Source organism: Pseudomonas sp. PHC1 (assembly GCF_046487845.1).
GTDB lineage: Bacteria > Pseudomonadota > Gammaproteobacteria > Pseudomonadales > Pseudomonadaceae > Aquipseudomonas > Aquipseudomonas sputi.
In genome coordinates, this window is record NZ_JBJXHJ010000003.1 from 215,762 (window position 1) to 236,484 (window position 20,723).

General features: G+C 61.6%; 17 protein-coding genes and 1 riboswitch. Of the genes, 14 read left to right on the top strand and 3 right to left on the bottom strand.

Annotated features, from left to right (window positions below; genetic code table 11):
* Window positions 1-48 precede the first annotated feature (48 nt).
* Window positions 49-951: a LysR family transcriptional regulator gene (locus ACKJSM_RS06005; protein ID WP_410236924.1), complete on the top strand. Its 903-nt coding sequence runs from the start codon at window positions 49-51 to the stop codon at window positions 949-951.
* Window positions 952-962: 11 nt separating this feature from the next.
* Window positions 963-2,243, top strand: coding sequence for a lipid IV(A) 3-deoxy-D-manno-octulosonic acid transferase (waaA, locus tag ACKJSM_RS06010; protein ID WP_410236925.1), 1,281 nt, complete (start codon window positions 963-965; stop codon window positions 2,241-2,243).
* A gap of 31 nt (window positions 2,244-2,274) precedes the next feature.
* Here waaA and ACKJSM_RS06015 read toward each other — a convergent pair whose 3' ends face one another.
* Entirely contained in the window at window positions 2,275-3,708 is a 1,434-nt protein-coding gene (locus ACKJSM_RS06015) for a TolC family outer membrane protein (protein ID WP_236181177.1), read from the bottom strand.
* Between the two features lie 196 nt (window positions 3,709-3,904).
* Window positions 3,905-4,010: riboswitch (TPP riboswitch) on the top strand.
* 146 nt (window positions 4,011-4,156) lie between these two features.
* Here ACKJSM_RS06015 and thiC point away from each other — a divergent pair.
* Together thiC and cytX are read left to right on the top strand one after the other, a co-directional pair.
* On the top strand, window positions 4,157-6,046 hold the full coding sequence (gene thiC, locus ACKJSM_RS06020) for a phosphomethylpyrimidine synthase ThiC (RefSeq protein ID WP_108559280.1): 1,890 nt from the start codon (window positions 4,157-4,159) through the stop codon (window positions 6,044-6,046).
* Window positions 6,047-6,145: 99 nt separating this feature from the next.
* Entirely contained in the window at window positions 6,146-7,438 is a 1,293-nt protein-coding gene (cytX, locus tag ACKJSM_RS06025) for a putative hydroxymethylpyrimidine transporter CytX (RefSeq protein WP_410236926.1), read from the top strand.
* Here cytX and ACKJSM_RS06030 read toward each other — a convergent pair.
* Window positions 7,407-8,153, bottom strand: a complete 747-nt coding sequence (locus ACKJSM_RS06030) for an RsiV family protein (RefSeq protein ID WP_410236927.1) — start codon at window positions 8,151-8,153, stop codon at window positions 7,407-7,409. The genes cytX and ACKJSM_RS06030 overlap by 32 nt on opposite strands.
* A gap of 221 nt (window positions 8,154-8,374) precedes the next feature.
* Here ACKJSM_RS06030 and ACKJSM_RS06035 point away from each other — a divergent pair, with 221 nt between their 5' ends.
* The 10 genes from ACKJSM_RS06035 to ACKJSM_RS06080 all read left to right on the top strand — a co-directional run bounded on the left by ACKJSM_RS06035 (window position 8,375) and on the right by ACKJSM_RS06080 (window position 19,002).
* Entirely contained in the window at window positions 8,375-8,992 is a 618-nt protein-coding gene (locus ACKJSM_RS06035; RefSeq protein WP_236181180.1) for an NUDIX domain-containing protein, read from the top strand.
* Window positions 8,983-9,435: a DUF1249 domain-containing protein gene (locus ACKJSM_RS06040; protein WP_236181181.1), complete on the top strand. Its 453-nt coding sequence runs from the start codon at window positions 8,983-8,985 to the stop codon at window positions 9,433-9,435. Before ACKJSM_RS06035 ends, ACKJSM_RS06040 begins: the two co-directional genes overlap by 10 nt.
* A 105-nt stretch (window positions 9,436-9,540) precedes the next feature.
* Window positions 9,541-10,356 (top strand): 3',5'-cyclic-AMP phosphodiesterase, encoded by an 816-nt coding sequence (gene cpdA, locus ACKJSM_RS06045; protein WP_410236929.1) that lies wholly within the window; start codon window positions 9,541-9,543, stop codon window positions 10,354-10,356.
* A gap of 96 nt (window positions 10,357-10,452) precedes the next feature.
* Window positions 10,453-11,061, top strand: coding sequence for a YqiA/YcfP family alpha/beta fold hydrolase (locus ACKJSM_RS06050; protein ID WP_410236930.1), 609 nt, complete (start codon window positions 10,453-10,455; stop codon window positions 11,059-11,061).
* 41 nt (window positions 11,062-11,102) lie between these two features.
* Complete coding sequence (gene parE, locus ACKJSM_RS06055; protein WP_236181184.1) at window positions 11,103-13,010, top strand: DNA topoisomerase IV subunit B; 1,908 nt, start codon at window positions 11,103-11,105, stop codon at window positions 13,008-13,010.
* The gene (locus ACKJSM_RS06060) at window positions 13,010-13,999 is read left to right on the top strand and encodes an esterase-like activity of phytase family protein (protein WP_410236931.1); all 990 of its coding nucleotides are present in this window, start codon (window positions 13,010-13,012) and stop codon (window positions 13,997-13,999) included. The genes parE and ACKJSM_RS06060 overlap by 1 nt, the downstream gene beginning before the upstream one ends.
* 314 nt (window positions 14,000-14,313) lie before the next feature.
* Complete coding sequence (locus ACKJSM_RS06065; protein WP_410237068.1) at window positions 14,314-15,321, top strand: esterase-like activity of phytase family protein; 1,008 nt, start codon at window positions 14,314-14,316, stop codon at window positions 15,319-15,321.
* Window positions 15,318-15,842, top strand: coding sequence for a TIGR02281 family clan AA aspartic protease (locus ACKJSM_RS06070; RefSeq protein ID WP_410236932.1), 525 nt, complete (start codon window positions 15,318-15,320; stop codon window positions 15,840-15,842). The genes ACKJSM_RS06065 and ACKJSM_RS06070 overlap by 4 nt, the downstream gene beginning before the upstream one ends.
* Before the next feature lie 7 nt (window positions 15,843-15,849).
* On the top strand, window positions 15,850-18,114 hold the full coding sequence (gene parC, locus ACKJSM_RS06075; RefSeq protein WP_410236934.1) for a DNA topoisomerase IV subunit A: 2,265 nt from the start codon (window positions 15,850-15,852) through the stop codon (window positions 18,112-18,114).
* Between the two features lie 177 nt (window positions 18,115-18,291).
* Window positions 18,292-19,002, top strand: coding sequence for a membrane integrity-associated transporter subunit PqiC (locus tag ACKJSM_RS06080; RefSeq protein ID WP_410236936.1), 711 nt, complete (start codon window positions 18,292-18,294; stop codon window positions 19,000-19,002).
* Window positions 19,003-19,151: 149 nt separating this feature from the next.
* Here ACKJSM_RS06080 and ACKJSM_RS06085 read toward each other — a convergent pair whose 3' ends face one another.
* On the bottom strand, window positions 19,152-20,660 hold the full coding sequence (locus tag ACKJSM_RS06085; protein ID WP_236181189.1) for an AhpA/YtjB family protein: 1,509 nt from the start codon (window positions 20,658-20,660) through the stop codon (window positions 19,152-19,154).
* Window positions 20,661-20,723: the final 63 nt, after the last annotated feature.

Here is a 20,723-nt window from a genome sequence, read left to right on the forward strand (position 1 = left end):
AGATGCGGTAAAGTCATTACCTATCTGTTTACAAGATGGGTCGGCCTGATGAGCATGCAGTGGAATCTGGAGCAATTGCGGGTGTTTGTCGGCGTTGCCGAGCAGCGCTCGTTTTCTGCCGTGGCGCGTCAGCAACGCAAGGCGCAGTCGGCGATCAGCAGCGCGATTGCCATGCTCGAAGACGACCTCGGTGTCAGTCTGTTCGAGCGTAGCAGCGGTCGCCAGCCGGTTCTCACCGAGGCCGGGGAGGCGCTGTTGGAAGAGGCGCGGGAAGTGCTGCGTCAATGCGAGCGCCTGAATGGCCGGGCCGTGGCGATGATGCGTGGGCAGGAAGCGCAGCTGCGGGTGGCGCAGGACGAGGCGATGCCCTATCAGGCGCTGGTGGAAAGTTTTGCCGCGCTGGCCGAGCAGTTTCCCAGTCTGGAAGTCCAGCTGACCAGCGCCGCCCAGGGCGAAGTCTCGCGCAAACTGGTGGAACGCCGGGCCGATCTCGGGCTGTTGTTCTATCACGATGAAATCCCTGAAGCGCTGGAGCGCCGGGTGTTGGGCAGTGTGGAAATGGTCACGGTCTGCGGCGTCAACCATCCCTTGGCATCGCAGGCTTACGTCACCTGCCAGCAACTGGCGCAGCATCGGCAGTTGTTGATGTCGACCCAGACCAGCATTTATCCCGGCAACGAACCGGCGAGCCCGCAGGTATGGCGCGCTGACAGTTTCTACGTGATGGCCGAATGGCTGGTGCGTGACCTCGGCTGGGCCTGGCTGCCGCGCCACGTGGTGCAGTACTCGGCGTATCAGGACCTGATGGTGGAACTGGACAGCGAATGGACGCCGCCGGCGTTGGTGGTGGAACTGGTCTGGCGCCGCGACGAACCGCTTGGCCCGGCCGCTCGCTGGCTGGCGGAGCGATTTGCCATACACCTGCGGGCGATCGGCGGCAAAAGCCGATAAACTCCGCCGCCATGAATAGAACTCTCTACACCGCGCTGTTTTACCTGGGGCTGCCATTGGTGGCGATTCGGCTGTGGCTGCGTTCGCGCAAGGCGCCGGCGTATGCCAAGCGGATTGGCGAACGATTCTCCTATGGCATGCCGGCCCTGCAACCGGGCGGCATCTGGGTTCACGCCGTGTCGGTGGGCGAGAGCATCGCCGCCGCGCCGATGATCCGTGCGCTGCTGCAACGTTATCCACAACTGCCGATCACCGTGACCTGCATGACGCCGACCGGTTCGGAACGCATTCACGCGCTGTTCGCCAACGAGCCACGCATCCAGCACTGCTACTTGCCTTACGACTTGCCCTGCGCGGCGGCGCGTTTTCTGGATCGCGTGCAGCCGAAACTGGCAGTGATCATGGAAACCGAACTGTGGCCCAACCACATTCACCAATGTGCCAAACGCGGGATTGCGGTGGCATTGGCCAACGGGCGCCTGTCAGAGCGTTCGGCCAAGGGCTATGGCCGGTTCAGCCAACTGACCGCGCCGATGCTCGCCGAGATGAGCCTGTTCGCCGTGCAGACCGAGGCCGAAGCCCAGCGCTTCCGTGATCTCGGTGCGCGCCCTGAGACAGTCGAAGTCACCGGCTCGATCAAGTTCGACCTGACTATCGACCCGCAACTGCTGCAACGCGCCGCTGAACTGCGCGACCAATGGCAGGCGCAGGAGCGGCCGGTGTGGATCGCCGCCAGCACCCATGAAGGCGAAGACGAGGTGGTGCTGAACGCCCATCGGCGCCTGCTGGCCAACCATCCCGATGCGCTGCTGATTCTGGTGCCGCGTCACCCGGAGCGTTTCAACTCGGTGTTCGAGTTGTGTCAGCGTGAAGGCTTGGCCACGGTGCGCCGTTCGACCGGTGCGAATGTCGATGCGCAGACTTCGGTGCTGCTCGGCGACACCATGGGCGAGCTGCTGTTTCTCTATGCCCTGGCCGACAGCGCATTCGTCGGCGGCAGCCTGGTGCCCAACGGCGGGCACAACCTGCTGGAGCCGGCCGCGCTGGCGAAACCGGTGATCAGCGGCCCGCACCTGTTCAACTTCCTCGACATTGCCGCGCAATTGCGCAGCGCCGGGGCGTTGGCCGAGGTGGATGACGCCGAAGGTCTGGCGACAGAAGTGCAGCGTCTGTTTGAACTGCCGCGTGACGCACAGCGCATGGCAGAAGCCGGGCTGAGCGTGATGCGCCGCAATCAGGGCGCGTTGCAGCGCTTGCTCGATGGCCTGGGAAGGTTGATCGACCGCGCATAAAAAAACGCAGCCTCAGGGCTGCGTTTTTTGTTCAGGGCCGGGCCTTGAGCTGGGCTTCGGCAGCCTTGGCCAGATCCGGCGGCAGGAAATCCTTGTCCGGGTTGTAGTCGGCCTTCAGGTAGCGGGTCAGATCCTGCAAGTCACCCGGGTTCAACGTCCCTGCCGCCTGTTTCAGGCGCAGGTTATCGAGGATGTAGTCGTAGCGGGTGTTGTTGTAGTTGCGCACCGAGGTGTAGAGCTGACGCTGAGCGTCGAGCACATCGACGATGTTGCGAGTGCCCACCTGATAGCCGATTTCCGTGGCTTCCACCGCGCTCTGGTTGGAGATGATCGACTGGCGGCGCGCCTGCACCTGCTCGACGTCGGTGTTCACTGCACGGTGCAGGTTGCGAGTGTTCTCTACCACTTGCCGACGCAGGCCTTCACGCTGCTGTTCGGTCTGGTCGAGCCGTGAATAGGACTCGCGCACTTGCGAACTGGTCAGCCCGCCGCTGTAGATCGGGATGTTCAGTTGCAGGCCCACGGTGCTTTGCTCGACGTTGCCACTGTAAGGCGTACCGAACGCGTTCGGGTTGGAGAAACCGAGGGCGTCGTTGTCGCCTTTTTCGTATTTGGCCACGGCGTCGAGGGTCGGCAGGTGGCCGGCCTTGCGCTGTTTCAGGGTCTGTTCGGCGGAGCTGACCGCGTAGTTGCTGGCCAGCAGATTGAGGTTCTGTTTCGCGGCGGTATCGACCCAGGCCTTGGCGTCGTTCGGTGCCGGCGGCAGGATCGGCAGGGTGTGGACGATGCCCTGGATCGAGTTGTACTGGCGGTTGGTCAGGGTGATCAGCGCTTCGAACGCATCATCGACCTGACGCTGGGCGACGATCCGGTTGGCCCGTGCGGTGTCGTAACTGGCTTGCGATTGCAGCACGTCGGTCTTGTCCGACAGGCCCACGTCGAAGCGCTCGTTGGACTGGTCGAGCTGGCGCTTGAACGCGGCTTCCTCGGCCTTGGTCGAGGCCAGGTTGTCCTGGCTGCGCAATACGTTGAAGTAGCTTTCGGCGGTTTGCAGGATCAGGTTCTGCTCGGTGGCCGAGAGTTGCAGCGCGGCCTGCTCGTTGACGTCCTTGGCGGCCTGGTACTGGAACCAGCGATCGGCGCGGAACAGCGGTTGTGCCAGGGTCGCCTGATAGGAGTGCGCGCTGCGATTGGCGATGGCCGAGGGCTGGTCGATCGACGTGCGCACGTTGGCGACTTCAGCACCGCCGGACAGATTCGGCAGCAGCCCGGCGCGGGCCTGGGGCACGACCTCTTTCTGCGCGCCGTACTGGGCGCGGGCGGCGGCCAGGTCGGCGTTGTTGTCGACGGCTTCCTGATAGACGCTGACCAGATCAGTCTTGGTCGATAAAGGCGCTTCTGCTGCCCAGGCCGTTGCGGTGGACGCACAAGACACGGCGACAGCCAGTGAGAGTTTGCGCAGCATGAGGCGATCCCTAGCATGAATATTATGGAAATAATCCGGGCGCCAAAGGTAAGGCGCGGCCCCTGCAGCGTCAAGGCGCAGCATGGCGTAGCGAGTGTAGTTGCGCAGGCGGCAGGCAACAATCTGCCAATTGCGCCATTCATCATGGTGTTTGCCGCGGTGTTGGCGTTCTTTGCCGGTTGTGTCTAGACTGGCCGGGTTCTTGTCGGGGTGCCTTGATATGAGGCTGAGATCGAATAATTTCGGATCCCGTTGAACCTGATCAGGTTAGCGCCTGCGTAGGGAACAAGATTTCTCGTCACCCGGCGAGTCCTCTTGTGCTTCGTCCGGGATATTGTTCGACAATCGAACGCTCGACGACGATGCACAGCACCAGTCCTGGTGCGTCCGTGCCTTTCAGGTTCTGCTCCGACAATCCACTGCCTGGATGCTGTCTGGAGAGCCCGTGATGACTACAAAATCTAAAAACGCGATCAACCTGAGTGACTCGGCCAAGGTCGACGAGCAGTCGGTTCAACCGTTCACCCGTTCGCAAAAAGTCTACGTTCAGGGCTCCCGCCCGGACATCCGCGTGCCGATGCGCGAAATCACCCTCGATGTGACCCCGACCGACTTCGGCGGCGAAATCAACGCGCCGGTCACCGTCTACGACACCTCGGGCCCGTACACCGATCCGAACGTGGTGATCGATGTGCGCAAAGGTCTGGGTGATGTGCGTTCGGCGTGGATCGACGACCGTGGCGACACCGAGCGCCTGCCAGGCCTGAGCTCCAACTTCGGCCAGGAACGCCTCGCCGACCCTGAGCTGACCAAGCTGCGCTTCGCCCACGTCAACAACCCGCGCCGCGCCAAGGCCGGTGCCAACGTCAGTCAGATGCACTACGCCCGCAAAGGCATCATCACTGCGGAGATGGAATACGTCGCCATCCGCGAAAACATGAAGCTGCAAGAGGCCCGCGCTGCCGGCCTGTTGAAGCAGCAGCACGCCGGCCACAGCTTCGGCGCGAGCATCCCGAAAGAAATCACCCCTGAGTTCGTCCGTGAGGAAATTGCCCGCGGCCGCGCAATCATTCCCGCCAACATCAACCACGTCGAACTCGAGCCGATGATCATCGGCCGTAACTTCCTGGTGAAGATCAACGGCAACATCGGCAACAGTGCGTTGGGTTCGTCCATCGAAGAAGAAGTGGCGAAACTGACCTGGGGCATTCGCTGGGGTTCGGACACGGTGATGGACTTGTCCACCGGCAAGCACATCCACGAAACCCGCGAGTGGATCATCCGCAACTCGCCGGTACCGATCGGCACCGTGCCGATCTATCAGGCGCTGGAAAAGGTCAATGGCGTCGCCGAAGACCTGACCTGGGAATTGTTCCGCGACACGCTGATCGAGCAGGCGGAGCAGGGCGTCGACTACTTCACCATCCACGCCGGCGTGTTGCTGCGCTACGTGCCGCTGACCGCCAAGCGGGTGACCGGCATCGTGTCCCGTGGCGGTTCGATCATGGCCAAGTGGTGCCTGGCTCACCACAAAGAGAACTTCCTCTACACCCACTTCGACGAAATCTGCGAAATCATGAAGGCCTACGACGTCAGCTTCTCGCTGGGCGACGGCCTGCGTCCGGGCTCGATTGCCGACGCCAACGACGAAGCGCAATTCGGCGAACTGGAAACCCTCGGCGAACTGACCAAGATCGCCTGGAAGCACGACGTGCAATGCATGATCGAAGGCCCGGGCCACGTGCCGATGCAGTTGATCAAGGAGAACATGGACAAGCAGTTGGAGTGCTGCGACGAGGCGCCGTTCTACACCCTCGGCCCGCTGACCACCGACATTGCGCCGGGTTATGACCACATCACCTCCGGCATCGGTGCGGCGATGATCGGCTGGTTCGGTTGCGCGATGCTCTGCTACGTGACGCCGAAGGAACACCTGGGGCTGCCGAACAAGGATGACGTGAAGACCGGGATCATCACCTACAAGATCGCGGCCCATGCGGCGGATTTGGCCAAAGGACATCCGGGCGCGCAGATCCGCGACAACGCCTTGAGCAAGGCGCGTTTCGAATTCCGCTGGGAAGACCAGTTCAACCTCGGTCTGGACCCGGACACCGCCCGTTCGTATCACGATGAAACCCTGCCGAAGGATTCGGCGAAGGTCGCGCATTTCTGTTCGATGTGCGGGCCGAAATTCTGCTCGATGAAGATCACACAGGAAGTCCGCGAATACGCGGCCAACCAGCGGATCGATGCGGTCGACGTGGATGTCGCCCAGGGCCTGGCGGAGCAGGCCGAGCGGTTCAGGAAGGAAGGCAGTCAGCTGTACAAAAAAGTTTGATCCCGCACTGATCGTTCCCACGTCTAGGCGTCGAACCGTCTGCGTGGGAACGATCACAAAGATCTCAATGACAAAAAATACTCCTCCGAGATAACACCCTTGAGCATTCAACCCGGTACTTATTCCCCCGATCTCGCCGTGTCCGCCGACAAGCGTGTGTTCGGCGGTCGTGATCTCTTTTCCCTGTGGTTTTCCCTCGGCATCGGCCTGATGGTGTTGCAGACCGGCGCGTTGCTGGCGCCGGGGCTGGGCCTGTCGGGATCACTGCTGGCGATTTTCCTTGGCACCCTGGTCGGCGTCCTGTTGCTGGCTGCCGTTGGCGTGATCGGCAGCGACACCGGCCTGTCGTCGATGGCCGCGCTGAAACTCAGCCTCGGCAGCAAAGGCGCGAGCCTGCCGGCGCTGCTCAACCTGCTGCAGCTGATCGGTTGGGGCTCATTCGAAATCATCGTCATGCGTGACGCCGCCAGCCTGCTCGGCACTCGTGCATTCAGCGAAGGTTCGCTGTGGGCCAGTCCGATGTTGTGGACGCTGTGCTTCGGTGCGCTGGCGACCTTGCTCGCGGTCAGCGGACCGTTGACGTTCGTGCGCAAGATCCTGCGCAAGTGGGGCATCTGGCTGATTCTGGCCGCGTGCCTCTGGCTGACCTGGAATCTGTTCGCCAAGGCCGATCTCGCCGCCTTGTGGGCGCAGGCCGGGGATGGCTCGATGCCGCTCGCCGTGGGTTTCGACATTGCGATTGCGATGCCGCTGTCGTGGCTGCCGCTGATTGCCGACTACTCGCGTTTCGGCAAGCGGGCGAAGAACGTATTCGGCGGCACGGCGATCGGTTTCTTCATTGGCAACTTCTGGCTGATGAGCCTGGGCGTGGCCTACACCCTGGCCTTTGCGCCAAGTGGTGAAGTCAACGCGCTGCTGCTGGCACTGGCCGGTGCCGGCCTGGGCATTCCGCTGCTGCTGATTCTGCTGGACGAGTCGGAAAACGCATTCGCCGACATTCACTCGGCGGCGGTTTCCAGCGGGATTGTGTTGCGTCTGAAAGTCGAGCATCTGGCGCTGGCCATCGGTGTGATCTGCACCCTGATCGCCTTGCTCGCGCCGTTGGCGCAGTACCAGAACTTCCTGCTGTTGATCGGTTCGGTGTTCGCGCCGCTGTTCGGCGTGGTGCTGGTGGATCATTTCATCCTGCGCAAGCGCAGTGCTCAGGTGGCGTCGGCCGCGTTGCGCTGGCCGGCGCTATTGGCCTGGCTGGGTGGCATCAGCACCTATCACCTGCTGGCCAATCTGTATCCGGATGTCGGCGCAACCCTGCCGGCGCTGGTGCTGGCAGGGCTGCTGCAATTCGTGCTCGGCCGGGCTTTCAGTTACGGCCGGGAAACAGCTCGGGCTTGAGAATGCCGTTCAGGCGCGGGTAAGGGATCTTCAGTTCGACGTGGCCCAGCGCATAAGGCGCAATGGTGGTCACGTCGTACTTGAGGATCACACCGCCGTAGGTCAGTGCCAAGTTCGGGGTTTTGACGAACGGCCAGCTCTTCACGAATTCCGGTTCCTGATCGAGCTTGGTGCTGATCAGCCAGCTGTTGTGCGCGACTTGCGCCGCTTTCCAGAACGCCTCTTCCTGACCCGGCAGCAACATGTCCGAGAGGGTCAGTACCTTGTGCTGCTGGCGCGAATAGTTGATGAAACCGCGTCCCGGCGTACCGTGGGCACCGCCGGTGTCCAGGTAGCTCGAGGTTTCGATGATCACCAGACCGTCATGCTGCTCGCGTACTTTCGCCTGCAAATAGCTGCTGTTGCGCGGGCCGGCGTTGGCCAGGAACTGCTCGCGATACGCTGCCAGCGTCGGCGCCACCGGGGCGTTCGGTGCGGTGCGGGTCATTTGCAGCAGGCGTTTTTCGATGATGCCGTCCAGCGCCGGTTCTGCCGGGAAGCGCAGCGTATCGATGTTCACCAGCGGGCAGTCCTGGTTGGAACAACCCGGTTTCAGCGTTTCCGAGGCGTCGCGGGTGGTTTCCAGCGGCGTGCGGTAGTTGGGCTGGAACAGGCTGGCGCAGGCGCCCAGGGTCAGGGCGATGGCGGCCACGGAGGCGATTTTGAAAAGCGACATGGGCGTCCTTTCTGAAGCAGGGGAAGGCAAAAAGTTACCGCTTCGACTCTCAACGAAGCGGTCAGTTCGCCACTAAGCTAATTAGAGTGGGTTTCGCCTCCACCGTCCATCCCGCTGACAGTAAAGGGGCTGCATCAAACGTCACGGGCGCGTTAGGATGGCGTGAAGTCGAGGTTGCCGGTAAGGCGCCTCGTGTTGGATTTGCAGTAAAGAGGATGCTCATGACCGATTTTGCCAAAGCCATTCCCACCGCCGTCGATATCGTGCGACGCGAGCAGTGCTACAAGGGCTTCTACAAGCTCGACCGTCTGCACTTGCGCCACGAACTGTTCGCCGGTGGCATGAGCCGCGAAATCAATCGTGAGCTGTTCGTGCGCCACGATGCCGTGTGCATGCTGCCTTACGATCCGCAGCGCGATGAAGTGGTGCTGATCGAACAGTTTCGTGTCGGCGCTCTGGGCAAGGCGGACAACCCGTGGCTGGTGGAACTGGTCGCCGGTCTGATCGACAAGGACGAACAGCCGGAAGAAGTTGCTCACCGCGAGGCACAGGAGGAAGCTGGGCTGGACATCAAGGCCTTGTGGCCGATGACCAAATACTTTCCGTCGCCGGGTGGCAGCAACGAATTCGTGCATTTGTATCTGGGGCGTTGCAGCACCGAAGGCGCGGGCGGCCTGCATGGGCTGGAGGAAGAAGCCGAAGATATTCGCGTCACGGTCTGGGCCTTTGAAGATGCCTTGCAGGCCGTACGTGACGGACGGATTGCCAATGCGGCGAGCATCATCGCCTTGCAGTGGCTGGCGCTCAATCGCGCCGAAGTGAGGGGGCTATGGTCGTAAACAAGTTGCGCGATCGCTACCGCGTCGACCTCGTGGGGCTGCAAGCCGCCTGCGAGGCGAACTACGCGCGCCTGATGCGACTGTTGCCGGACATGCGCAGCGACCCCGAAGCCCGGCGCATCGCCGTGACCCAGGGCGACCAGATGCTTGGCGTGCTGACTCTGGAAGTGCTGCAGGCCTGTCCGTACACCACGACCCTGCAAGTGCGCCAGGAACACAGCCTGCCGTGGCTGCCGGTGCCGCAACTGGAAGTGCAGGTCTATCACGACGCGCGCATGGCCGAAGTGGTCAGCGCCGAGCATGCGCGACGTTTTCGCGGCGTCTATCCTTACCCGAATGCGGCCATGCATCAGCCGGATGAAAAGTCCCAGCTCAATCTGTTCTTGGGCGAATGGTTGAGTCACTGCCTGGCGTGCGGACACGAATACGCGGCGGTCCGATAACCGCCGCAAGTTGTGAACTGCGTCCGGTTCGCCGGTTTCTCTTTGCGCTGTCCCCCCGCATAATTGCCGCACCTATCCAGTCCCGTGATCCCCGGGGAGAACGCCTTGCCGAGCGTATCGACTTTGACCACCGCCGATACGGCGTTGCTGGTGCAACTCTCTGACAGTCACCTGTTCGCCGAGGCGGATGGAACGCTGCTGGGCATGAACACCCGCGAGAGCCTGCAAAAAGTCATCGAGCTGGTGCTCGAACAGCAACCGCGGATCGACCTTATTGTTGCCAGCGGCGACCTGTCCCAGGACGGTACGCTGGAGTCTTATCAGCTGTTTCGCCAGATGACGGCGCAGATCGATGCGCCGGCCCGCTGGATCCCCGGCAACCACGACGAACCGCACATCATGGCGCAGGCGACGGTGAAGAGTGCATTGCTGGAGTCCGTGGTGGATGTCGGCAACTGGCGCGTGACCCTGCTCGATTCGGCAGTGCCCGGATCGGTGCCGGGGTATCTGCAGGATGATCAACTGCAATTGCTCGCCCGTTCCCTGAGCGAAGCGCCGGATCGCCATCATCTGGTGTGCTTCCACCACCATCCGGTGTCGATCGGTTGCGCCTGGATGGAACCGATCGGTTTGCGCAATCCGGAAGACTTTTTCGAGGTGCTCGATCGTTTCCCGCAGGCCCGCGCCGTGTTGTGGGGGCATGTCCATCAGGAGATCGATCGCGAGCGCAACGGCGTGCGGCTGATTGCCTCGCCGTCGACCTGCATTCAGTTCGAGCCGGGCAGTGAAGACTTCAAGGTCGGCGAGCAGGCGCCGGGGTATCGCTGGTTGCGGTTGTGTCCGGATGGTCGGCTGGAGACTGGCGTGGAACGTGTCACCGGTTTCAAATTTCAGGTGGATTACGGCTCCAACGGTTACTGATGGACGGGGGCAGCGCTGATTTCCTCGGGTGCTGGCCCAACACCCCTCGACTCCCTGTAAACTCCGCTTTCTTCAGCCGACGCCCAGGGAGCTCAAATGTCCGGTTCGATTCTCTATATCCATGGTTTCAACAGTGCGCCGGCCTCGAAGAAGGCCTGTCAGTTGGTCGAGGTGATGGAACGGCTGGGCCTGAGCGATCAACTGCGTGTCCCGGCGCTGCATCACCACCCGCGCGAAGCCATCGGTCAGCTGGAACAGGCAATCGCCGAACTGGGGCGGCCATTGCTGGTGGGAAGCTCGCTCGGCGGCTACTATGCGACTCACCTGGCCGAGCGCCATGGCCTGAAAGCCCTGCTGGTCAACCCGGCCGTCAGTCCGCACCGGATGTTCGACGGATACCTGGGCACCCAGAAAAACCTGTACACCGACGAAACCTGGGAGCTGACCCACGATCACGTGACGGCCCTGGCCGAGCTGGAAGTGCCGGCACCGCAGGATCCACAGCGCTATCAGGTGTGGTTGCAGACCGGGGATGAAACGCTGGATTATCGCCTTGCCCAGCAGTATTACCGGGCTTGTGCCTTGCGCATTCAGGCCGGCGGCGACCACAGTTTCCAGGGTTTTTTTACACAATTGCCGGCATTGCTCAGCTTTGCCGGGATTGGCGCCGATACCTATCAGGCAATCGATTTCACCGCACTGTGAAGTCTTGCCCCATTTCATTGAATTACTGACGACGAGACCCTATGGCCACTCCCAGCGCTAGCTCCTATAACGCCGACGCCATCGAAGTCCTCTCGGGCCTCGACCCGGTGCGCAAACGCCCCGGCATGTACACCGACACCAGTCGGCCGAACCACCTTGCCCAGGAAGTCATCGACAACAGCGTCGACGAAGCCCTGGCCGGCCATGCCAAATCGATCCAGGTCATCCTCCACGCCGATCACTCGCTGGAAGTCTGCGACGACGGCCGTGGCATGCCGGTCGACATCCACCCGGAAGAGGGCGTGTCGGGCGTCGAACTGATCCTCACCAAGCTCCATGCGGGCGGCAAGTTTTCCAACAAGAACTACCAGTTCTCCGGCGGTCTGCACGGGGTGGGTATTTCGGTGGTCAACGCCTTGTCCACCCAGGTGCGGGTGCGGGTCAAGCGTGACGGCAACGAATACGAAATGACCTTTGCCGACGGCTTCAAGGCCACCGATCTGCAAGTGATCGGCACTGTCGGCAAGCGCAATACCGGGACCAGCGTGTACTTCGCGCCGGACCCGAAATACTTCGATTCGCCAAAATTCTCCATCAGTCGCCTCAAGCACGTGCTCAAGGCCAAGGCCGTTCTGTGCCCGGGGCTGCTGATCAGCTTCGAAGACAAAGGCACTGGCGAGAAGGTCGAGTGGCACTACGAAGACGGCCTGCGCTCCTACCTGGTGGATGCGGTCAGTGAATTCGAGCGTCTGCCGGATGCGCCGTTCTGCGGCAACCTGGCCGGTACCAAGGAAGCGGTCGAGTGGGCCTTGCTGTGGCTGCCGGAAGGTGGCACCTCGGTCACTGAAAGCTACGTCAACCTGATCCCGACGGAGCAGGGCGGTACCCACGTCAACGGTCTGCGTCAGGGGCTGCTCGATGCGATGCGCGAATTCTGCGAATTCCGCAGCTTGCTGCCGCGCGGCGTGAAGCTGGCGCCGGAAGACGTCTGGGAGCGCATCGCTTTCGTTCTGTCGATGAAAATGCAGGAGCCGCAATTCTCCGGCCAGACCAAGGAGCGTCTGTCGTCCCGTGAAGCGGCGGCGTTTGTCTCCGGTGTGGTCAAGGACGCGTTCAGTCTGTGGCTCAACGCCAACCCGGAAACCGGTCTGGCGCTGGCCGAACTGGCGATCAGCAACGCCGGCCGTCGCCTGAAAGCCAGCAAGAAAGTCGAGCGCAAGCGCATCACCCAGGGCCCGGCATTACCGGGCAAGCTGGCCGATTGCGCCGGGCAGGACCCGATGCGTTCCGAGCTGTTCCTGGTGGAAGGTGATTCCGCCGGCGGCTCGGCCAAGCAGGCGCGGGACAAGGAGTTCCAGGCGATCCTGCCGTTGCGCGGCAAAATCCTCAACACCTGGGAAGTCGACGGCAGCGAAGTGCTTGCCAGCCAGGAAGTGCACAACATCGCGGTGGCCATCGGTGTCGATCCGGGCGCCGAGGACATGAGCCAGCTGCGCTACGGCAAGATCTGTATCCTCGCCGACGCCGACTCCGACGGTCTGCACATCGCCACCTTGCTGTGCGCCTTGTTCGTCCAGCATTTCCGCCCGCTGGTGGATGCCGGTCACGTCTACGTGGCAATGCCGCCGCTGTACCGCATCGACCTGGGCAAGGAGATCTACTACGCCCTCGACGACGCCGAGCGCGACGGGATTCTCGACCGTCTGGTGGCCGAGAAGAAACGTGGCAAACCGCAGGTCACCCGATTCAAAGGCCTGGGTGAAATGAACCCGCCGCAACTGCGCGAAACCACCATGGACCCGAACACCCGGCGCCTGGTGCAGTTGACCCTCGGGGACGACTTCGCCCAGACCTCGGAAATGATGGACATGCTGCTGGCGAAAAAACGTGCCGGCGACCGCAAGACCTGGCTCGAATCCAAGGGCAACCTTGCCGAGGTTCTGGCCTGATGCGGTTTGGCTGGGCCTTGGCGGGTGCGTTGCTGCTGGGTTCGATGACGGTGTCGGCAGAGCCTGTGCAAGAGCTGCGCGTGCTCGCCGAACACCCGGTCGAAGGCATGCGCGGCGGCAACCTGTCGGGGCTGGCCTTGTGCGGCAACGACCTGTGGAGCGTTTCGGATCGCGACGATGACCAGATCTACCGTCTCGACACCCGCGACCGGGTCTGGCAGGCCACGGCCGTGCGTATCGATCCGCCGAAAGTGCCGGACAGCGGTTTGCCGTGGGGCATCAGTTCGCGCACCTGGGCGGCGTCATTCATTCGTGGCGGCGATCTGGATTTCGAGGGCATCAGTTGCGACGGGGCCGGCAACCGTTACATCGTCAGCGAGGCCCATGCCGCGGTGTTGCAAGTGCCGCCGCAGGGGCCTTCGGCGTGGCTGAAAATCTCGCCGATGATGGTTCGCGAAGCGCGGGCCAGCGGGATGCTGCTGCAGTTCAACGCTCTGTTTGAAGGCTTGGCGATCAACCCGGCGGGCGACCAGATGTGGCTGGCTGCCGAGCGGCAGAGTCGCGGCTTGCTGCTGATCAAGCGCCAGCAAACGGTGTGGGATTGTGACGGCCGCTGCGTATTGCTCAGCGAAGGCGGGATGGAAATGCAACCGCCGCAGTTCCCGAAAGCCCGGCCGGTCAATCGCGATTTTTCCGACGTGTCCCTGTTCAACGGCAAACTGTTTACCCTTGAGCGCAACGCCTACCAGATCTGCCGTCGCGATGCGCAGACGGCCAAGGTCGAGCTCTGCTGGTCGTATGCGGCCGAACTGTTGCAGGCCAATCGTCGTTACGAGCAGAACTTCGGTCTGGAAGAGGCGCTTGTGGTTGATGCACAGGGTGCCTGGATCGGCGTCGACAACAATTTCGGCCCTCGCGCCGATGGCGAGGTTCGCCCGATCATCTGGCGTTTCGCCGCGCCGGACGGTGGCTGGAGTGCCAAACCTTAAGCTTCCATTTTCTCGCGTTGCTGATTGTTCTCCATCCGCAGCAGAACCGGAATCCCTGTAATACTGGAGTCAGGAACGATTTGCCCATCATTGAAGCTCTTGCCCGAACAGGCTTGTGATACGCACGCTGATGATAAGAAGCGCTCAATGATTTACAGCTTTGCTGCATTGGCCAGTGGTTGAAATCATTGGCCTCAAGTGCAGGCAATGAAGCTCTGAAGCAATGCTGTCGAGACAGTAGTGAAGTCGTTGAATTCCGACATGTCGTGCAAGGCTCGGGGAAACTTGAAACGCCGACTGCGGGAGATTCAATGATGAAACTCAATTATGTTGTTGCGGGTATTTTGTTCGTCTGTAGTTCACTGGTACTGGCCGCTGATCCTGAGTTACGGATGCTGTCGGAGCATCCGGTAGATGGCATGCGCGGTGGTAATCTATCCGGCCTGGCCAGGTGCGGTGAGCAGTTGTGGACGATTTCGGATCGGGATGACGATCGCCTCTACAAGCTCGATACACGAGCCACGGTGTGGCAGGCCGAGGCTGTTTTGATTAATGTTCCACCAGTGCCTGACGATATCGGGCGGACTCTGGGCATGAAAACCCAGAGCTTTTTCAGGTCGCTTGCGGGTAATGGTGCGTTGGACTTTGAAGGCATCACCTGCGACTCTGCCCGGAATCTGTACGTTCTCAGTGAAACGTATTCGGCGATTCTCAAGGTCCCGTCAGATGGAGCCTCGGCCTGGTTTTTGACCATCTCACCGAAGGTGCTGTCGAAGGCGAGGGAAGCCGGGTTGTTGGCGCACGCCAATGCGCTGTTTGAAGGGTTGGTGATTACTGGCATCGCCAGTACTGAAATCTGGCTGGCTGCGGAGCGGCAAAAAAGAGGGTTGGTAAAAATCGAGCGACGTATTACTCCCATTTATTACACATGGGTTTGCACGCCTGGTTGTGTGGTGATGGCCGAAGCAGGGCTGGCGCCACAACCGCCCCAATTCCCGGGTTCAAAATTGGTCGAGAAGGATTTTTCGGATATTGCTCTATTCAATAACAAGCTGTTTCTGCTGGATCGCAATGCTTTCAAAATCTGTCGCCATGAAATGCTGACGGGCAAGCAGGAGCGTTGCTGGTCATTCGCTGCGGATGCATTGGTTCCGAGCCGTCAATACAACGCCGAACACGGAATGAGTGAGGCCTTGCTGGTCGATGCTCAAGGCGCGTGGATAGGTGTCGACAACAATTCTTCAACCCGCGCCGATGGCGAGTCTCGCCCTATTGTGTGGCGTTTTGCTGCTCCTGCGGGCGGCTGGGATGCGAGCCTTTGAGTCAGCAACCACCAGGCAAGCGCGCCGGCCGGGTGCTGATGATTCTGGCGTGGTGTGCGGCGCTGTTTCTGGCCACGCGGTTTTTCGGCCAGTGGGAAGAACGCCAGCGTAATCCCAATGTGGAAGTGGCTTCGCAGCAGGGTAAGGGCTTTATCGAAGTGAAATTGATCGGCAACGCCCAGGGACATTTTGTCGCCAGCGGCCTGATCAACGGTCGGCCGGTGGAGTTCATGCTCGACACCGGCGCGACCGACGTGGCAATCCCGGCCAAGGTGGCGAAAGATCTCAGGCTGGAAGAAGGTTTCGGTGTGACCCTGAGCACGGCCAATGGCCTGAGCCAGGGCTATCGCACCCGTATCGACCGCCTGCAACTGGGCGACATCGTGCTGCGGGACGTCCGCGCACTGGTGGCGCCCGGCCTGCATGGCGATCAGGTGCTGCTCGGCATGAGCGCCCTGAACAAACTTGAATTTACCCAGCGCGGTGGCACCATGCTGCTGCGCCAGACAACGAACCGATGAGGCCCGCATGAGCGACTCCCTTGATCTCAGCCTGGACGGTGTAGAACGCCGCTCGCTGGCTGACTTCACCGAAAATGCCTACCTCAACTACTCCATGTACGTGATCATGGACCGCGCCCTGCCGCATATCGGCGACGGCCTGAAACCGGTACAGCGGCGTATCGTCTACGCCATGAGCGAGCTGGGGCTGGATGCCGATTCCAAGCACAAGAAGTCGGCGCGTACCGTCGGCGACGTGCTCGGCAAGTTCCACCCGCACGGCGACTCGGCGTGTTACGAAGCGATGGTGCTGATGGCCCAGCCGTTCAGCTACCGCTACACGCTGGTGGACGGCCAGGGCAACTGGGGTGCGCCGGACGACCCCAAATCCTTCGCCGCCATGCGTTACACCGAAGCGCGGCTGTCGCGTTACTCCGAAGTGCTGCTCAGCGAATTGGGCCAGGGCACCGCGGACTGGGGTCCGAACTTCGACGGTACCCTGCAGGAGCCTTTGGTGTTGCCGGCACGTTTGCCGAACATCCTGCTCAACGGCACCACCGGTATCGCCGTGGGCATGGCCACCGACGTGCCGCCGCACAACCTGCGCGAAGTCGCCACCGCGTGCGTGCGCCTGCTCGATGAGCCAAAAGCCACGGTCGAACAGCTCTGCGAACACATTCAGGGTCCGGACTACCCGACCGAAGCGGAAATCATCACCCCGCGCGCCGACCTGCTGAAAATGTACGAAACCGGCAAGGGCTCGGTGCGCATGCGCGCCGTGTACCACGTCGAGGACGGTGACATCATCGTCACCGCGCTGCCGCACCAGGTCTCCGGGGCCAAAGTGCTGGAGCAGATCGCTGCGCTGATGCAGGCCAAACCGTCGAAAGCGCCGCAGATTGCCGATCTTCGCGACGAATCCGACCACGAAAATCCGTGCCGCATCGTGATCATCCCGGTCAACAGCCGCGTCGATCACGACGCGCTGATGCAGCATCTGTTCGCCAGCACCGAGCTGGAGTCGACCTACCGGGTCAACGTCAACATCATCGGTCTGGACGGCAAGCCGCAGTTGAAAAACCTCCGTGCGCTGCTGGTTGAGTGGCTGGAGTTCCGCGTGCTGACCGTGCGTCGCCGCCTGCAATTTCGCCTCGACAAGGTCGAGCGCCGCCTGCACCTGTTGGACGGTTTGCTGATTGCCTACCTCAACCTGGATGAAGTGATCCACATCATCCGCACCGAAGAGCATCCGAAAGCCAAGCTGATCGAGCGTTTCGCCCTCAGCGAAATCCAGGCCGACTACATTCTCGACACCCGTCTGCGTCAGTTGGCGCGACTGGAAGAGATGAAACTGCGCGACGAGCAGGACGAACTGCTCAAGGAACAGGCCAAGCTGCAAGCCCTGCTGGGCAGCGAAGCCAAGTTGAAGAAGCTGGTTCGCACTGAACTGTTGAAAGACGCCGAAACCTACGGCGACGACCGTCGGTCGCCAATCGTCGAACGCGCTGAAGCCAAGGCGCTGACCGAGCACGATCTGCTGCCGAATGAGAAAGTCACCGTCGTGCTGTCGGAAAAAGGCTGGATCCGTTCGGCCAAGGGCCACGATATCGATGCCACTGGCCTGTCATACAAGGCCGGGGATGGCTTCAAGACTTCGGCGGCGGGGCGTTCGAACCAGTCGGCCGTGGTCATCGACTCCACGGGTCGCAGTTACTCGCTGGCAACCCATACCCTGCCATCGGCACGGGGCCAGGGCGAGCCGTTGACGGGCCGTCTGACGCCGCCGCCGGGGGCAACGTTCGAATGTGTGCTGATGCCTGAGGAGGACTCGCTGTACGTGATCGCCTCCGATGCCGGCTACGGTTTCGTGGTGAAAGGCGAAGACCTGCAAGCCAAGAACAAGGCTGGCAAGGCTCTGTTGAGCCTGCCGAACAACGCCAAGGTGATTGCGCCGCGTCCGGTCGCCGACCGCGAGCACAACTGGCTGGCTTCGGTGACGACCGAGGGTCGCCTGTTGATCTTCAAGATCAGCGACCTGCCACAATTAGGCAAGGGCAAAGGCAACAAGATCATCGGTATTTCCGGTGAGCGCGTGGCCAGTCGCGAAGAATATGTCACGGACATCGCCGTTCTTCCTGAAGGCGCAACCTTGGTGCTGCAGGCCGGAAAACGCACCTTGTCGCTGAAGGCCGACGACCTCGAACACTACAAAGGTGAGCGTGGTCGCCGTGGCAACAAACTGCCACGAGGCTTCCAAAGGGTGGATGCGCTGCTCGTCGAAAACCTCAATTAAGCGTCCTAGAGGCTCCGATCTACGATTTAACCCGTAGATCGGCGCTTTGGCGCTGGAGTCGGAACGCATATTCACGGATGATATGGCCTTTCAAAGCGTCGGCGTGGCCGAGCGTTCTTCATATTTTTTGAGTATTTTCACTGTGGTCAGCCTTGTGGCGGCCACCTGGACGGGATGATGACTTCTCTGCGCCCCCTTATTTTCCTGCTCGCCGGCGTTCTTGGCCTGGCGGGTTGCAGTGTTCACCAGCCGGTGTCGCTGTATCAGCTGGACAGCGGAAGTCCGGCTCAGCCTGCGCAAAGCGCGGGCATGGCAGTTTTGCTGGGCCCTGTGATCGTTGCCGATTACCTGCAACGGGAAACGTTGTTGCAACGTCAACCGGACGGCAGCCTGCAGGCTTCGACCGATGGTCGCTGGGCCGGTAGCCTTTCGTCGGACATCGATCAATTGCTGTTGCGTCAGGTTGCCGGGCATCTGGACAGTCAGCGCGTAGTGCTGGCGCCGGCCACGGTGGGCTTCACCCCGGATGTGCAGGTGCTGTTGACCATCACTCGTCTGGATTCCGGTGCCAAGCAACCGGCGATTCTGGACGCGCAGTGGCGTCTGATCGACCGTCGTGGTCAGGTGCGGGACAACCGCATCGTGCATCTGCAGGAACAGCATGCCGGCACCACCGCCGCTCAGGTACAGGCGCAAGGCGTGTTGTTGCAGCGCTTGGCCGAGCAATTATCGGTAGCGCTCAAGCCCTTGGCCAATCAGCCACCGGTCGCCGAGGCGCCGCGCAAATCGGCAGCGAAACCGGCAGCACCGGCGGCGGAAGCCGAGAAGCAGCCGAAGATTCCTATGGCTTCGCCGATTCGCACCGACATGGAAGTGTTTCGCTTCTAGGACTGGATCGACTCAGAACAGAGCCCGCCTTGTGCGGGCTTTGTTGTTTCTGGGGCTCCAAAGCCTGGCGCAATCATCAAAACACCACGCACAAAAAAGCCCACAGACAATCACTCGTCTGCGGGCTTCTTCACATCAAGGGCAAGGCCTCAGGCCCGGCGCTCATGCATCCGCGCCAGTTGCCGCTCGAGCATCGACGGATAGGGCTCCATCAACCGCTCCACGCAGCACGCACCCTCAGGGCTGGCGATCGGCCGGATCCGCGCACGCTGACGGATCAGTGCATCGTCACCGATCTTGCGCTCAACCAGCAGCAGGTTGCGGCTGTGTTGCGACAGGGCCAGGGCGTCCTGGGCGGAGTCGGTCAGCAGCAGGTCGATCTGGCTCAGGCCGAACAGCTCGTCGCCCAGGGTCAGGCCCAGCTGCAATTGCAGGGTGATGCCGCTGTCGGCGACTTCGATCTGCAACTGGTGGCCCAGTGCCCGCAGCAGTTCGCCGCAGCAGATGGCGTTGGTCAGGTAATCGTCGCCGCTGTCCTCGGTGTGGAACAGCATTAGCGTACTGCCGTCGTTCAGGGTTTCGATTTCGCCCTGATACAGCGAAGCAGCCTGCTCCAGGCAATCGCGATAGCGATCCTGCAACTCTTCCAGGCGTGCCCGCGGCAAACGCCGAAGTTGTTCCTGTGAGCCCAGTTGCACCGCCAGCACCGCCGAGTGCTGCGGCACGCTCGGAGTCGGCCGGCGCACCGCCGGTTGTGCGACATCGCTCAGCGATTCGTCACGCAGATCGGCGAACGGGTCTTCGTCATCGTCGTCTTCAACGGTGCTGACGACATGGCGTGGCGCAGGTTTCTGCGCGGTCATCGGGCGGCTTTCGTCGAAACTCGGATCACGCAGGTTGCGCACTTCGAATTCCGGCTCGTCGTCCTCGAATTCGGGTTCCGGCTCTGGCTCCGGTTCCGCCGGCTCCGGGGCGTAGTTGGCGTGCAACTGGCGGGCAAGATCGCCGATCTCATCCTGGCGCTCGATACCCGGGGTGTATTCGTCGATCCGGCGCAGCCACACGCGCAGTTGCAGCAGCGGTGTAGAGATGTGCCGACCCAGACGCAGGCTCAGGGCCAGGGACAATGCCAGCAGGATCGCACTCAGGATGCCCATGCTTTGCAGGCTGATGGTCATCGGCTGCTGGAACTGATCCATGTCCAGGCTGATGCGCAGTTGCCCGGCGGTCACGTCCTGGAAGGTGATCTTGCTCTCGTACATGCCCTCGGCCTCGCCCAGCAGGCCGTGCTTGGGCCGCTGGCCGGACTCGGCGAGGATGCGGTTGTCCACGCTGTAGATGGCGGCGTGGGCCACCAGCTTGTTCTTGGTCAGGTTGTTGAGCAGCACGTTGAGGCTGAGGATGTCGTTGGACACCAGCAGCTCGGTGGCGGAGGTGGCGGTCTGCGTGGTCAGGCTTTCGCCCAGCGCATCGGCCTGCTCGTGCATGGCCTGCTTGAACTGCAGGCCCATCACGCAGGCATAGATCACCAGGGCCAGAGCGACCAGGATCACGTTATGGCTGGCAATGCGCAGTGCAATCGGTACACGGCGGTGGCGCAGTGCACGGAAGATCAGCAGAAAGAAGTTATCGGTTTTAACTGGCGTGGGCCGGTTCACTGAGCTCGGCTCTTTTGTCCGTGAAGTTGACGCGCAGTATAGCGACAGGCCCTAGACCGGCAA